This is a genomic window from Achromobacter sp. 18P8.1.1 (assembly GCF_057799415.1).
Genome location: NZ_JBYOKH010000044.1, coordinates 1 through 13,971, shown reverse-complemented (window position 1 = coordinate 13,971; position 13,971 = coordinate 1). Strand labels below are relative to the sequence as shown.

The following is a 13,971-nucleotide window of genomic DNA, read 5'->3' as shown; positions in this document are numbered from 1 at the left end:
GCCACCGCGACTGTTCGCGCGGCGGTTTCTGCAGGCTGGCGGACGGGTCGTGCTCGAGGGTGCTAGCGCTGCCGCTCACTCGTCGCTACGGCTGGCGCGCGGGTCATGCGAATGCCCTTCACGCAGCTCGAACCACATTGCATTGAGGATAGCGAACGCACACGCCAGACCCAAGCCGAGTATCCACGAGAAATACCACATGGTGGAGGCTCCTTTATCAGTAAGAGTTGGGCGTGTCGCCCACGGAATCATGGGTGACCTTGCCGCGCATCACGCGATACACCCACGCGGTGTAGAGCGTCACGATCGGCAGGAAGATGGCCACCGCGATCACCATGATCCACAGCGTCAGGTGGCTGGACGACGCGTCCCAGACGGTCAGGCCGGCTTGGGGATTGGTCGACGACGGCATCAGGAACGGGAACAGCGAGAAGCCCACCGTCAGGATGACGCCGGTGATCGACAGCGCGGACGCCAGGAACGACAGGACGTGCGCCCGGACGCTCAACAGCAGCAGCACCAGCACCGCACCGGTCACGCCCAACGCGGGCGCGATCCACATCAGCGGCCATTTCGCGTAGTTGGCCATCCAGGCGCCTGCCTGCACGGTCACGGTCTTGAGCATGGGGTCCGACGGGCCCTTCATGTCAACCGCGCTGGTAATGACGTGCCCACTCAAGCCGCCCGCCACCCAGAATCCACCCGCCACAAACAGCGCCACCGTCAGCAAGGCCAGCAGGCGCCCCCAATTGCGGGCCCGGGACGAAATCGGGTCCTCCGTGCGCCAGGCCAGCAGCACCGCACCGTGCATGGCCAGCATCACCACGCTCAGCACCCCGCACAGCAGGGCGAACGGCGTGAACAACTGGTAGAAATGCCCTTCGTACACCATGCGCAGCGCCGAGCCCTGGAACGTGAAGGGCACGCCAAGAATGATGTTGCCGACCGCCACACCAAACACCAGCGAGGCCACGACGCCCGAAAAGCACAGCACACCGTCCCAGCTGTTGCGCCAGCGCGTGCCTTCCATCTTGCTGCGGTACTTGAAGCCCACGGGACGCAGGATCAGCGCGATCAGCGCCAGCATCATCGCCAGGTAGAACCCGGAGAACGACGCGGCATACAACAGCGGCCAGGCGGCAAAGATCGCGCCGCCCGCCGTGATCAGCCAGACCTGGTTGCCCTCCCACACCGGGCCCACCACGTTGATCACCACGCGGCGCTCGGCGTCGGTCTTGGCCACCACCGGCAGCAAGGCGGCCACGCCCAGGTCGAAGCCGTCCATGACGGCAAAGCCGATCAGCAAGGCGCCCAGCAGCGCCCACCAGATCACGCGCAAGGTGCCATAGTCAAAAGGAATAAGGGTATCCATCTGCTTCTCCTCCTCAGGCGCGCACGGCGGCGCGCACAGGATCGGCGGCGGCGTTGCCCGCCACCGGCCCATCGGATTTCGGACCCGCCTTGATGGCGTGCAACATCACCTTCACGCCGATGATCAAGAGGACCGTGTACAGCACCAGGAAGATAGCCAGGCTGATCGCCAGGTCGGCAATCGTCAGCCCGGATGCGGCGTAGTACGTCGGCAGCACGCCTTCGATCACCCAGGGCTGGCGGCCGTATTCGGCCACGAACCAGCCGCTTTCAATGGCGACCCACGGCAGCGGCAGGCTCCACAGCGCCACCTTGAGCAGGCCGCGGCGGCTGTCCAGCCGGCCGCGCGACGCCAGCCAGAAGGCCACGCCGAAGAACAGGATCAGGTACATGCCCACCGCCACCATGATGCGGAACGCCCAGAACAGCGGCGCCACATTGGGCACGGTGTCTACCGCGGCCTTCTTGATGTCGGCCTCGGTGACCTTGCTCATGTCTTCCTGGTAGCGCTTGACGAGCAAGGCGTAGCCCAGGTCCGGCCAGGTCTTGTCGAAGGTCATGCGCGCATCCGTGTCCTTGGGGTTGGCGCGGATCTTCTGCAAGGCCTCGTAGGCCACCATGCCGTCGCGGATGCGGTTCTCGGCACGCAGGATCAGGTCGTCGATGCCCAGCAGCGGCGTGGTCAGGGAACGCGTGCCGATGATGCCCATGACGTACGGGATCTCGATGGCGAAGTCGTTCTTGCGCTCGGCCTGGTTGGGGATCGCGATCAGGTTGAAGGATGCGGGCGCGGGTTCCGTGTGCCACATGGACTCCATGGCCGCGATCTTCATCTTCTGATGTTCGGTCGTGAGGTAGCCGCTTTCGTCGCCCAGCACCACGACCGACAGCGCGCCGGCCAGGCCGAAGCTGGCGGCCACCGCCATCGAACGCTTGGCCAGGTCGGTATGACGGCCTTTCAGCAGGTACCAGGCGCTGATCGACATCACGAACATGGCGCCGGCAACGTAGCCCGCGCTGACCGTGTGCACGAACTTGGCTTGGGCCACCGGGTTGAAGATCACCGCCGCGAAGTCGGTCATCTCCATGCGCATGGTGTCGGGATTGAAGATCGCGCCCACCGGGTTCTGCATCCAGCCGTTGGCGATCAGGATCCACAGCGCCGAGAAGTTCGTGCCGAACGCCACCAGCCAGGTCACCACCAGGTGGCTGACCTTGGACATGCGGTTCCAGCCGAAGAAGAACAGGCCGACGAAGGTGGCTTCCAGGAAGAAGGCCATCAGCCCTTCAAGCGCAAGCGGCGCGCCGAAGATGTCGCCCACATAGTGGCTGTAGTAGGACCAGTTCATACCGAACTGGAATTCCATCACCACGCCGGTCGCGACACCGAGTGCGAAGTTGATGCCGAAAAGCGTGCCCCAGAACATGGTCATCCGCTTCCAGATGGGGCGGCCGGTCATGACGTACACGCTTTCCATGATGGCCAGGATGAACGACAGGCCAAGCGTGAGAGGGACGAACAGGAAGTGGTAAAGCGCGGTCGCGGCAAACTGGAATCGCGACAGATTTACGACGTCGAGATCAATCATTGGGGCGCTCCCAAGCAGTTGAGGTGCCGCGGCAACCGGCATGGTTCCCAGGCCGTCTCTCGCGCCATGTTACGGGCGATGGATACAACTTCATAGAGGTTTCCTGAAAAATCGGGGCGCATGGGGATTTAGCTCTTGCCCCGCAATTTGCCGGCGAAGCCCAGCACTTTCTGCACTTGCGAACCCAGTCGCATGAGCTTTTGTACGGTCTCCGGGGGCAGGCGTTGAACCTCATCGAACCATCCGGAAGACAGTTCGATGAGCTCCAGCATTTCGGTCATGCGCTGCTGCGCGTAGGCGTCGTTGGGGCCCGAGGGGGTCTCGAGCAGGGTGTCGCGCAGCAGGGTAAGGGTGGGATTGATTTCGCGTTTGCGCTTTTCTTCCATCAGGATGCGGAAGATCTCCCAGACGTCTTTAGGCGTCTCGAAGTAGTCGCGGCGGTCGCCCACTTGATGGATCAGCTTGACCAGCCGCCAGGACTGCAGCTCTTTCAAGCCCAGGCTGACGTTCGAACGCGAAAACCCGAGGGTTTCGGCAATGTCGTCCGCGTTCAACGGTTCAGGGTGCAGGAACAACAAGGCGTAGATCTGACCGACGGTGCGGTTCACGCCCCAACGGCTGCCCATTTCGCCAAAGTGCAGCACGAAACGTTCGTTTTGGGGGGTAAGAACCATGAGTATCGACGCCAGCAGGTCAGGACAGCGGCTTGGCTGATATACACAGTTACACCGTTTTCAGTAATTCCTGAAATTATCGAACAAACTGTGAGAAAGCGCAAACCACACTGCCCGCAGGGGTAATGGCGCAAGCCCGCCCCGCGGGCCGCACTGGCTAAGTTACCCACCGGATATGACCGCCGCAGGCGCCCCAATGCAGACAGCCACCGGCTTGTGAGGCGGGTGGCTGTAAAGGAGGACGGCGCCCCCGGCAGCAATTAAAGGGGACGGGCCAGGCCCGCCGCCGTCAGCCGGCCTTGACCGACACGGCGGCGGATACGCGCTTGGCCTTGGCGCGCGCGGTCGCCACGTCCTCGGCAACGGCCAGGCCCACGCCCATGCGGCGTTTCACGAAGGATTCCGGCTTGCCGAAGAGACGGATGTCAGTGCCGGATTCGGTCAGCGCTTCGGCCACGTTGTGGAACGTGACCGCGGCGGCGTCCACCCCGCCATAGATGACGCTGCTGGCGCCCGGCTGGCGCAGGGTGGTGTCCACCGGCAGCCCCAGCAGCGCGCGGGCATGCAGTTCGAACTCGTTCTGGGCCTGCGTGATCATGGTGACCATGCCGGTGTCGTGTGGACGCGGGCTGACTTCCGAGAACCAGACCTGGTCGCCGGCCACGAAGAGCTCGACGCCAAAGATGCCCAGCCCGCCCAGGTCGGACGTAACCGCCAGGGCGATTTCCCGGGCGCGGGCCAGCGCGGCGGGCGACATGGGGTGTGGCTGCCAGCTTTCGACGTAGTCGCCGTCGACCTGCTTGTGGCCGATGGGTTCGCAATAACGGGTCTCGATCTTGCCGTCGGCGCCGCGGGCGCGCACGGTCAGCAGCGTGATTTCGTAGTCGAAGCGGATGAAGCCTTCGACGATGGCGCGGCCCCCTCCAACCCGGCCGCCTTCCTGGGCGTAGCGCCAGGATTGCGCCACGTCATCCGCGCTTTTGATCACGGATTGGCCCTTGCCCGACGAGGACATGACCGGCTTGATGACGCAGGGGTAGCCGATGCCGCCATCGATAGCGGCGCGCAATTCCGCCTCGGTATCGACAAACTTGTAGGGCGAGGTAGGCAGGCCCAGGGTCTCGGCCGCCAGGCGGCGGATGCCCTCGCGGTTCATGGTCAGCTGGGCGGCGCGGGCGGTCGGGGTGACGCGCGCCACGCCGGCGGCTTCCAGTTCCACCAGCAAACTGGTGGCAATGGCCTCGATTTCGGGGACAATAACGTGCGGCCGTTCCTGTTCGATGATCTTCTTCAGGGCGTCCGCGTCGGTCATCGAAACCACGTGTGCCCGATGCGCCACCTGATGGCCCGGCGCGTCGGCGTACCGGTCCACCGCAATGACTTCCACGCCCAGCCTCTGCAGGGCAATGATGACCTCTTTGCCCAATTCGCCTGATCCGAGCAGCATGACTCGGGTGGCCAAGGGGGACAGGGGCGTGCCAAGGACGGGGCTGGAAATGCTGGACATGGAGCGGGCCTGGATAGAAGGATTGAAAGCCGTTGAAAACAGCCGCCAGGATGCCATACGCCCCTGCCGGGGGCAAACCCGCATACTGATATTAAAATCGCCGCATGACTGATCATCCCACCACATCGTCCGACACCGCGCTGGCATCTGCGCGCAGAACGCTGCAAATCGAAAGTCAGGGTCTGCTGGACCTGTCCGCGCGACTGGACGACACCTTCACCCAGGTCGTCGCCCTGCTGCTGGCGTGCCGCGGACGCGTGGTCGTCACCGGCATCGGCAAGACGGGCCATATCGCCCGCAAGATCGCGGCGACGTTCGCCTCGACCGGCACGCCCGCCTTTTTCGTGCATGCCGCTGAGGCCGTCCATGGTGACCTGGGCATGATCACGCAGGATGACGTGGTCATCGCCATCTCGTATTCGGGCGCTGGGCAGGAACTCCTGACCATCCTGCCCGTGGCGCGCCGCATGGGCGCCAAGCTGGTGGCGATCACCGGCAACCCCCAATCGGAACTGGCGCTGCTGGCCGACGTGCACCTGGACGGCAGCGTGGCCCAGGAGGCCTGCCCGCTGAACCTGGCGCCCACCGCCAGCACCACGGCCGCGCTCGCCCTGGGCGATGCCCTGGCGGTCGCCTGCCTGGAAGCCCGCGGCTTCGGCCCGCAGGATTTCGCGCGGTCGCATCCGGGCGGCGCCCTCGGCCGCCGCCTGCTCACCCACGTGCGCGACGTGATGCGCCACGGCAGCGCCCTGCCGATCGTACTGGCCGGCACCCCCGTGTCCCAGGCGCTGGAAGTCATGTCCGCCAAGGGCATGGGCATGACGGTCGTGACCGACGCGCAGCACCGCCCGCTGGGCATCTTCACCGACGGCGACTTGCGCCGCCTGATCGCCCGGCACGGCGATATCCGCAGTCTGACCGTGGAGGCGGGCATGACCCGGTCGCCACGCAGCATCAACCCCGACGCGCTTGCCGTCGAGGCCGCCCAGCAAATGGACGAACAACGGCTCAACCATATGCTGGTGCTGGACAATGACGGCGCGCTGCTCGGCGCCTTGCACATGCACGATCTGATGGCCGCTAAAGTGGTATGACTATGAATCTTCCTGCTTCCGTGACTCACCCGGCCGAAGCGCTGGTCCTTGCCCGTATCCCCGCCACCGTGCGCGACCGCGCCGCGGCCGTGCGCCTGATGGTGTTCGACGTCGACGGCGTACTCACCGACGGCAGCCTTTACTATGGCGAAAGCGGCGAACTGCAGAAGCGCTTCAACGCACTGGACGGCCACGGCCTGCGCCTGCTGATGGAAGGCGGGCTGACGGTGGCGCTGATGACCGGCCGCTCTGGCCCCATCGTGGCGCGCCGCGCCGCGGAGCTGGGCATTGCGGAAGTCACGCAGGGCGTGCGCGACAAAGGCGCCGCCCTAGCAGAACTTGCGCAGCGCCTGGGTGTCCAACTGAACCAGACCGGCTATATGGGCGATGACATCATCGACCTGCCGGCCATGCAGCGCGCGGGCTTCGCCGCCAGCGTGCCCAACGCCCCGGGCTACGTCAGCCAGGCGGCGCATTGGGTATCGACGCAATCCGGCGGCAGCGGCGCGGTGCGCGAATGCTGCGACCTGCTGCTGGCCTCGCAAGGACGCCTGGGCGCGTTCCTGGCGGCCCCAGGCCTGCTAGGCCCGGGCGCCATCCAATGATCCTCTTGAATACGCATACGCCTTTGCGGCGAACCTGATGAAAGAACGTTTCCCCTCACTGATCGCGCTGTTCCTCCTGCTGGTGCTGGTCACCAGTTCGTGGTGGGCGGCCGATTACGCGCAGCGCGCCATCCAGGTGGACCCGCCGCGGCGCCTCACGCACGAGATGGACGCGTGGTCGCGCAATTTCGTGATGCTGCGTACCGACCCGTCGGGGCGCCCCATCAACCGCCTGGAAGGCGAGTACGCCGAGCACTTCCCGGACGATGATTCGTACCACATCACCGCGCCCCGCGCGGTGGGCCAGCGCGAAGCCAACCCGATCACGGTGGGCGTCTCGAAGACCGCCGTGATGGAGCAAGGCGGCAAGCGCATCGTCATGAACGGCGACGCCCACGTGCATCGCCAGCCCGACGCCAACAACGACATGCTGGACGTGCGCAGCCAGCAGTTGATTATCCTGCCCGATGATGACGTGGTCTTTACCGACCTGCCCGCCGAAGTCATCAAAGGCCGTTCGCGCATGAACGGCAAGGGCATGCACTACAACAACAAAACACGCCAATTGCAGGTATCCGCGTCGACGGACGTCGAGATCGCCGGTTCCGAAGGCAAGCAACAGCGCCGGACCGAGATACCCGCCAACAACCCTGACCAGAAGAAACCATGACCGACCTCCGGATTCTCCTTGCCCCGACGACCCGCCTGATTGGCGCCGTCCTGCTGACGGCATCGGTGCTTGCGCCGGTGCACGCGCAGGATGCCGCCGCCAAGCCCGCGGCCGGCGCCAGCAAGGCGGCAACCCCCGCCGAGGAGCCCAGCACGCTGATCCTGTCGGACACCCTGCACTACGACGACGTGAAGAAGCAAAGCGTCTTCACGGGCAACGTCAACATGACGCGCGGCCTGATGACCCTGACCTCCGACACGCTGGAAATGCACGAGGACGCCCAGGGCGGCCAATACGGCACGGCCACCGCCAACAAGGGCAAGGTCGTGACCATCCGCCAGGAGCGCCCCGAGACCTTCGAACTGATCGAAGGCAAGGGCCTGCGCGCCGAATACGACGGCACCAAGAGCACCTTTGACCTGATCGGCCAAGCCGTCGTCATCCGTTACGTCTGTGGGAAACCGTTCGACACCATTCGCGGCGAACGGGTACGCTACAACGAGAAAACCGGCACGTACGAGGCCCAGGGTGGCCCCAATTCCGCTGCAGCGGGAGGCCGGGTCCGCTCGGTTGCCGAACCGCGCGCCAAGTCGGACGCGGCAGTCGCCGAATGCCGCAAGCAGCAAGCCGCCAAGAAAGGGCGCTAAGCCGCTCCCCACGCAACACCACTCGCAGCCACGATGAACCAACCTTCTGTGCCGACCCCCGTGACCTCCACCCCCTCGGGGGTCAAGCAGGGCAGCCTGCGCGCAACCGGTTTGCGCAAGACCTATAACGGCCGGACCGTGGTGCAGGACGTCTCCCTGTCCGTGGTCAGCGGCGAAGTCGTGGGCCTTCTGGGCCCCAACGGCGCCGGCAAGACCACCAGCTTCTACATGATCGTGGGCCTGGTGCCCGCGGACGCCGGCCGCATCGAAATCGACGGCTCGGTCATCACCGCTATGCCGATCCACAAGCGCGCGCGCATGGGCCTGTCGTACCTGCCCCAGGACGCCTCGGTGTTCCGCCGCCTGACGGTGGAACAGAACATCCGGGCCGTGCTTGAATTGCAGGTCGGCGAGGACGGCCGCCCGCTGTCCACGCCCAAGATCAACGAGCAGATGGAGTCCTTGCTGGAAGAGCTCCAGATCGGCCACATCCGCAGCAATGCCGCCATCTCGCTGTCGGGCGGCGAACGCCGCCGCGTCGAAATTGCGCGTGCGCTGGCCACCAGCCCGCGCTTCATCCTGCTGGACGAGCCCTTTGCCGGCGTCGACCCCATCGCCGTCATCGAAATCCAGCGCATTGTGCGGTTCCTGAAGGGCCGCGGCATCGGCGTCCTGATCACCGACCACAACGTGCGCGAAACGCTGGGCATCTGCGACCGCGCCTACATCATCAGCGAAGGCAAGGTGCTGACCGACGGCCACCCCGACGAAATCGTGGGCGATCCGGCCGTGCGCCGCGTCTATCTGGGCGAGCACTTCCGCATGTAACAGGCACCTGGGGAAGACCCCTAGCCCTCTCTCGGGCAAGGGGCAAGGACTCCGCCATAAAAATGCCATGTTCTTGCGCTAGGTCAGCTTGTTTTATCGGCCCGAGTCTATACACTAGTACTTAACGAAGCCACCCAATCAAGGAGAACGCCTAACGACCTCACCGCGCATTTTGCGCACCCTTTTTTCTCTTTTAGAAGGAGAGCACACTATGAACCTGAGCATCTGCGGTCGTCACCTCGACGTCACCCCGGCAATCCGGGAATATGTCATGAACAAATTGGCGCGAGTGCTGCGGCATTTCGATCACGTCATCGATACCCAGGTCATGCTCTCAGTAGAGCCCCTGCGGCATAGAGCCGAAATCACCATGCGTCTAAGCGGTAAGGACATTCATTGTGAAGCAACCGATGAAAACCTCTATGCAGCCATAGACCTTCTTGCTGACAAAGTCGACCGTCAGGTCATCAAGCACAAGGACAAGGTACGAAGTCACTCAGCGGAGTCCGTGAAGCGGCAAGCGGCGAGCCTCTCGCCACCCCAGCAGTAATGCGCTTCATGATCACTCGCCCTGAGCGATCAAGCTAAACAGCGATTGTAAAAATCCTGCCTAAGTCCCGGTGTCCCGCTAGACGTCAGTCCAGCCGGGGCATCGGCAAACTCCCCGCACTACCCCTCCCGCGTCACTCCCCACGAAGCTTTGTCCCCGAATTCCCGGTTGTTCCGGCGAATCGCAGGCGCGTTGTCGTTTTCCGGCATTTCGGGCCGAATCCGGCCATTTGGACACCGCGTTGCCCCCTGGAATGCCCACAATCCCGCGTGATCAGTCTATGCTGTCGCTCTTGCCGTGCCGTCGTCCGCCCACGCAATGGGCGCGGCGCAAGGCCAATTTATTGCACTGCGTCATATAACCATATAATGATCCGATGAATCATTTGTCGCGCATCCTACCCGCCGGCAACGTCGTGCTCGATATGCTCGCCACGAGCAAGAAACGGGCGTTCGAACAAGCTGGCCTTCTTTTTGAAAACAACCATGGCTTGGCACGCGCGCTCGTGTTCGACAGCCTGTTTGCCCGGGAACGTCTTGGCTCCACTGCCCTTGGGCAGGGCGTAGCCGTTCCCCACGGCCGCGTGAAGGGGTTGGAGCAGGCGCTGGCGGCATTCATCCGCCTGGCGCAGCCCATCACCTTCGACGCGCCCGACGGGCAACCGGTGTCGATGCTGCTCTGCCTGCTGGTGCCGGAAACGGCCACCCAGCAGCACTTGGACATCCTGGCCGAACTCGCTCAACTCATGTCCAACAAGGCATTGCGCGAGGCCCTGGCTACGGAGGCCGACCCGGCCATCGTCCACAAGATGCTCACGACCGGCCAACTCTGACCCCTCCGCGGAAACGCTGCCATGCTCACGGTGCAGGAACTCGTCGACGACAACGCCGACAAAATCCCCTTCAACTGGATCTCGGGCCAAGGCGCCGCTGACCGCGCGATTCCCGATGACGGCATGGCGGCGGCCGACCTCGTCGGCCACTTGAACCTGATCCACCCGTCGCGCATCCAGGTGTTCGGGCAGGAAGAACTGGCGTACTACACGCGGTTCGACCTGCGTCGCCGCATGCACCACATGGACGAGCTGCTGATTGGCGGCGTGCCCGCCATCCTGCTGGCCGACGGCCTGACGCCGCCGCAGGACCTGATCGACCAATGCGACCAGCATCAGGTGCCGCTCTTGTCCACCCCGGTCGCGGCCGCACAGCTGATCGACCTGCTGCGCATCTACCTGGGCAAGAAGCTTGCGCCCACCACCACCGTGCACGGCGTCTTCCTGGACGTGCTGGGCCTGGGCGTGCTGATCACCGGTGAATCTGGCCTGGGCAAAAGCGAATTGGCGCTGGAACTGATTTCGCGCGGACACGGCCTGGTGGCCGACGATGCCGTGGAGTTCTCGCGCACCGCCCCCAACATGATCGAAGGCCACTGCCCGCAGCTGCTGCAGAACCTGCTGGAAGTGCGCGGCCTGGGCTTGCTGGACATCCGCACCATCTTCGGCGAGACCTCGGTGCGCCGGAAGATGCGACTGAAGCTGATCGTGCATCTGGTGCGCGCCACCGCGCAAGACAAGTTCGAACGCCTGCCCCTGCAGGACATCACGCAAGACATGCTGGGCCTGCCCGTGCGCAAGGTGATGCTGCAAGTGGCCGCCGGCCGCAATTTGGCGGTGCTGGTCGAGGCCGCCGTGCGCAACACGATACTCAAGCTGCGCGGGATCGATACGCTGGGCGAGTTCATGGAACGCCAAGCCATGGCGATCCTGCAAAGCAGCAAATGAACGCGCGTCGCCACGCGGCACCGTGAGCCTGTACGAAACACTTGCCGCCGAGATCGCCAAGTCGATCCGCGACGGCGTGATGCGCGTGGGCGACAAGCTGCCGTCCGTGCGCGACGCCTGCGCCGCGCGCGGCGTCAGCCCCTCCACCGTATTCCAGGCGTACTACCTGCTTGAAGCCCAGGGCCTCATTCGCGCCCAGCCGCGTTCGGGCTACTACGTCCACGCCCCCGCGGAATCCCTGCCGCCTGAACCCGGGGCGTCGTGCCCCGGCGGTGACTCCACCGAGCTGGCAATCAGCGAACGCATCTTCGACATCCTGGGTTCCGTGCGCAACCGCGACGTGACGCCGCTCGGCTCTGCCTTCCCCTCGCCCCTGCTGTTTCCGCTGCCGCGGCTGGCGCAAGCGATGGCCTCACACCTGAAACGCCACAACCCGCTGGATACCGTCGAAGACCTGAGCCCCGGCAATCCCGGCCTGCGCCGCCAGATCGCGCTGCGTTACCTGATCGGCGGCATCAATGTGCCCGCCAGCGATATCGTCGTGACCAACGGCGCGCTGGAGGCCTTGAACCTGTGCCTGCAAGCGGTCACGCAGCCGGGCGACACCGTCATCGTGGAAGCGCCCACGTTCTATGGCGCCTTGCAGGCGCTGGAGCGGCTGGGGCTGAAGGCGCTGGAAGTGCAGACCCACCCGCGCACCGGCATCGACCTGGACGCGATGGAAACCGCCATCCAGCGGCATGCGCCCAAAGCGTGCTGGCTGATGACGCAGTTCCAGAACCCGCTGGGCAGCCTGATGCCCGACGACAAGAAGCGGCAACTGGTCGAATTGCTGGCGCGCCACGACATCCCGCTGGTCGAAGACGACGTCTACGGCGAACTGTATTTCGGCGCCGCGCGGCCCGTGCCCGCCAAGGCCTACGACAAGCAGGGGCTGGTGCTGCACTGCTCGTCGTTCTCGAAGTGCTTGGCGCCCGGCTACCGCATCGGCTGGGCCTCCGCCGGCCGCTATGCGCAGCGCGTGCAGCGGCTGAAGCTGACCTCCACCCTGTCCGCCTCCGGCCCCGCACAAGGCGCCATCGCCGAATACCTGGAACAAGGCGGCTACGACCGCCATCTGCGCCGCCTGCGCGAAACGTTGCAGGCGCAGCAGGAGCGCATGGCCGACGCGATTGCGCGAGAGTTCCCGGCCGGCACGCGCGTGACGCGTCCGCAAGGAGGATTCTTCCTGTGGTTGGAACTGCCCGCCGCGGTGGACGCGCTGGCCTTGCACCGCGATGCGCTGACGCGCGGCATCAGCGTCGCGCCGGGCCCGATATTTTCGGCAAGCGGCCAGTTCGCCAGCGCCTTGCGCCTGAACTATGGCCACCCCTGGGACGCCGCTCACGACACCGCTATCCGCGTGCTGGGCGAACTGGCGCGGCAAGCTTGCGCGCGCGCCGCCCGATCTAGCTAGCCCGGCGTCAATTCAACGTGGATGCCGCCCGCGCCCGCTTGACCTCCAGCGCGGTGACGCCGCCGGCCTCGTTGCCCCAGCTATTGCGCAAGTAGGACACCAGCATGGCGATATCGTTGTCGTTCAGGATCTGCCCGAACGGCGGCATGCCGTGCGGCCGGGGATTGGCGGCCGTTGCCGGCGCATAGCCGCCGTCGAGCACCATGCGTATCACGTTGACCGGCGACGGCGCCGTGACCGTGGGATTGCCCGCCAGCGCGGGCCAGGCGGTGCCGCTGCCCTCGCCCTTGGCCTGATGGCATTGCGCGCACTGCTGTTCGTAGATCTTGCTGCCCAGCTCCATCGCGGCTGGCGCCGCCGCCACCTTCTGCCGCTGCGTGGAGGCCGGCGTGGCCGGCAGCGATTTGATGTACACGCCGATCGCCATCGCGTCGTCGTCCGTCAGATGCTGCGTGCTGCCCAGCACCACTTCGGCCATCGGGCCGCTGGCGCTGGAATGCGCCGAAATGCCGGTCTTGAGCAAAGCTGCAATATCGGCCGCCGTCCAGCGCCCCATGCCCGTCTGCATGTCGTTGGTGAGCGGCGGCGCATACCAGTCCAGCACGGGAATGACGCCACCCGTCAGCGATTCGGACGAACGCGTCGCCCCCAGGCTGTTGCGCGGGGTATGGCAGGCGGCGCAATGCCCCAGCCCTTCCACCAGGTAGCGCCCGCGGTTCCACTGCACCGACTGGCCCGCGTCGGGCTCTTGGACGCCCGGCTTGAAGTACAGCGCGCGCCACGCGGCCAGCAAGGCGCGCTGGTCGTAGGGGAAGTCGAGTTCGGGTGGGCGGTTGGGCTGGCTGACGGGCGCCACGCTGCGCAGGTAGGCATAAAGGGCGTCGGCATCGGCGCGCGTGACGCGCGTGTATTCGGTGTACGGGAAGGCCGGATACAGCAAGGTGCCGTCTTTGGACTTGCCGTTGTGCAGGGCCTGCCAGAAATCGTCGGCGGTCCAGGTGCCGATGCCCGTCTTGTCGTCCGGCGTGATGTTCGGCCCGTACACGGTGCCGAACGGCGTCGGGATCGGCGTGCCGCCGGCCAACGCCTTGCCGCCGCGGCTGGTGTGGCAGGCCATGCAGTTGCCCGCCAGCGCCAGGTAGCGCCCGCGCTCGATCAGCGTGGAGGGGGCGGCCGCCGCCCCGGCCGGCCCCCTGCTGG

Annotated in this window: 15 protein-coding genes; 9 read left to right on the top strand and 6 right to left on the bottom strand. The window is 65.3% G+C overall.

Translation table 11 applies throughout. The annotated features are described in order from the left end of the window. Window positions 1-75: 75 nt before the first annotated feature. The 5 genes from cydX to purT form a co-directional block, all read right to left on the bottom strand. Window positions 76-201, bottom strand: a complete 126-nt coding sequence (cydX, locus tag AC27VE_RS23240) for a cytochrome bd-I oxidase subunit CydX (RefSeq protein ID WP_006224717.1) — start codon at window positions 199-201, stop codon at window positions 76-78. 16 nt (window positions 202-217) lie between these two features. After that, a complete protein-coding gene (cydB, locus tag AC27VE_RS23235) occupies window positions 218-1,372 on the bottom strand; it encodes a cytochrome d ubiquinol oxidase subunit II (RefSeq protein ID WP_427962251.1) in 1,155 nt (384 codons plus the stop codon). A 13-nt stretch (window positions 1,373-1,385) separates the two neighbouring features. Beyond that, window positions 1,386-2,960: a cytochrome ubiquinol oxidase subunit I gene (locus AC27VE_RS23230; protein WP_006224719.1), complete on the bottom strand. Its 1,575-nt coding sequence runs from the start codon at window positions 2,958-2,960 to the stop codon at window positions 1,386-1,388. A gap of 128 nt (window positions 2,961-3,088) precedes the next feature. Further along, window positions 3,089-3,634, bottom strand: a complete 546-nt coding sequence (locus AC27VE_RS23225) for a GbsR/MarR family transcriptional regulator (RefSeq protein ID WP_088588701.1) — start codon at window positions 3,632-3,634, stop codon at window positions 3,089-3,091. Between the two features lie 289 nt (window positions 3,635-3,923). Next, window positions 3,924-5,141, bottom strand: a complete 1,218-nt coding sequence (gene purT / locus AC27VE_RS23220; protein WP_488705098.1) for a formate-dependent phosphoribosylglycinamide formyltransferase — start codon at window positions 5,139-5,141, stop codon at window positions 3,924-3,926. A 104-nt stretch (window positions 5,142-5,245) separates the two neighbouring features. On the opposite strand from purT, the gene AC27VE_RS23215 reads away from it, so the two are divergent. The 9 genes from AC27VE_RS23215 (at window position 5,246) to AC27VE_RS23175 (ending at window position 12,771) form a co-directional block, all read left to right on the top strand. Continuing rightward, the gene (locus AC27VE_RS23215) at window positions 5,246-6,235 is read left to right on the top strand and encodes a KpsF/GutQ family sugar-phosphate isomerase (protein ID WP_006224722.1); all 990 of its coding nucleotides are present in this window, start codon (window positions 5,246-5,248) and stop codon (window positions 6,233-6,235) included. Beyond that, the gene (locus AC27VE_RS23210; RefSeq protein WP_315140251.1) at window positions 6,232-6,840 is read left to right on the top strand and encodes a KdsC family phosphatase; all 609 of its coding nucleotides are present in this window, start codon (window positions 6,232-6,234) and stop codon (window positions 6,838-6,840) included. Before AC27VE_RS23215 ends, AC27VE_RS23210 begins: the two co-directional genes overlap by 4 nt. Window positions 6,841-6,877: 37 nt before the next feature. Next, window positions 6,878-7,510 (top strand): LPS export ABC transporter periplasmic protein LptC, encoded by a 633-nt coding sequence (gene lptC / locus AC27VE_RS23205; protein ID WP_006224724.1) that lies wholly within the window; start codon window positions 6,878-6,880, stop codon window positions 7,508-7,510. Beyond that, a complete protein-coding gene (gene lptA, locus AC27VE_RS23200; RefSeq protein ID WP_006224725.1) occupies window positions 7,507-8,157 on the top strand; it encodes a lipopolysaccharide transport periplasmic protein LptA in 651 nt (216 codons plus the stop codon). Before lptC ends, lptA begins: the two co-directional genes overlap by 4 nt. A gap of 33 nt (window positions 8,158-8,190) precedes the next feature. Then, entirely contained in the window at window positions 8,191-8,985 is a 795-nt protein-coding gene (gene lptB, locus AC27VE_RS23195) for an LPS export ABC transporter ATP-binding protein (RefSeq protein ID WP_454678035.1), read from the top strand. 211 nt (window positions 8,986-9,196) lie between these two features. Then, window positions 9,197-9,535, top strand: a complete 339-nt coding sequence (gene hpf / locus AC27VE_RS23190; RefSeq protein ID WP_006216296.1) for a ribosome hibernation-promoting factor, HPF/YfiA family — start codon at window positions 9,197-9,199, stop codon at window positions 9,533-9,535. A gap of 376 nt (window positions 9,536-9,911) precedes the next feature. Further along, window positions 9,912-10,367, top strand: a complete 456-nt coding sequence (locus AC27VE_RS23185; RefSeq protein ID WP_006224727.1) for a PTS sugar transporter subunit IIA — start codon at window positions 9,912-9,914, stop codon at window positions 10,365-10,367. 21 nt (window positions 10,368-10,388) lie between these two features. Next, window positions 10,389-11,315 (top strand): HPr(Ser) kinase/phosphatase, encoded by a 927-nt coding sequence (gene hprK / locus AC27VE_RS23180; protein ID WP_008166849.1) that lies wholly within the window; start codon window positions 10,389-10,391, stop codon window positions 11,313-11,315. Window positions 11,316-11,337: 22 nt separating this feature from the next. Next, window positions 11,338-12,771, top strand: a complete 1,434-nt coding sequence (locus tag AC27VE_RS23175; protein ID WP_488705097.1) for an aminotransferase-like domain-containing protein — start codon at window positions 11,338-11,340, stop codon at window positions 12,769-12,771. Between the two features lie 7 nt (window positions 12,772-12,778). Here the strand turns inward: AC27VE_RS23175 and AC27VE_RS23170 are convergent. Further along, the coding region (locus AC27VE_RS23170) for a c-type cytochrome (protein WP_488705096.1) at window positions 12,779-13,971 on the bottom strand (1,193 nt) is incomplete at its 5' end.

Coding starts and splice junctions, on each gene's coding strand:
- cydX (WP_006224717.1), bottom strand. CDS start 201: ATGTGGTATTTCTCGTGGATACTCGGCTTGGGTCTGGCGTGTGCGTTC.
- cydB (WP_427962251.1), bottom strand. CDS start 1,372: ATGGATACCCTTATTCCTTTTGACTATGGCACCTTGCGCGTGATCTGG.
- AC27VE_RS23230 (WP_006224719.1), bottom strand. CDS start 2,960: ATGATTGATCTCGACGTCGTAAATCTGTCGCGATTCCAGTTTGCCGCG.
- AC27VE_RS23225 (WP_088588701.1), bottom strand. CDS start 3,634: ATGGTTCTTACCCCCCAAAACGAACGTTTCGTGCTGCACTTTGGCGAA.
- purT (WP_488705098.1), bottom strand. CDS start 5,141: ATGTCCAGCATTTCCAGCCCCGTCCTTGGCACGCCCCTGTCCCCCTTG.
- AC27VE_RS23215 (WP_006224722.1), top strand. CDS start 5,246: ATGACTGATCATCCCACCACATCGTCCGACACCGCGCTGGCATCTGCG.
- AC27VE_RS23210 (WP_315140251.1), top strand. CDS start 6,232: ATGACTATGAATCTTCCTGCTTCCGTGACTCACCCGGCCGAAGCGCTG.
- lptC (WP_006224724.1), top strand. CDS start 6,878: ATGAAAGAACGTTTCCCCTCACTGATCGCGCTGTTCCTCCTGCTGGTG.
- lptA (WP_006224725.1), top strand. CDS start 7,507: ATGACCGACCTCCGGATTCTCCTTGCCCCGACGACCCGCCTGATTGGC.
- lptB (WP_454678035.1), top strand. CDS start 8,191: ATGAACCAACCTTCTGTGCCGACCCCCGTGACCTCCACCCCCTCGGGG.
- hpf (WP_006216296.1), top strand. CDS start 9,197: ATGAACCTGAGCATCTGCGGTCGTCACCTCGACGTCACCCCGGCAATC.
- AC27VE_RS23185 (WP_006224727.1), top strand. CDS start 9,912: ATGAATCATTTGTCGCGCATCCTACCCGCCGGCAACGTCGTGCTCGAT.
- hprK (WP_008166849.1), top strand. CDS start 10,389: ATGCTCACGGTGCAGGAACTCGTCGACGACAACGCCGACAAAATCCCC.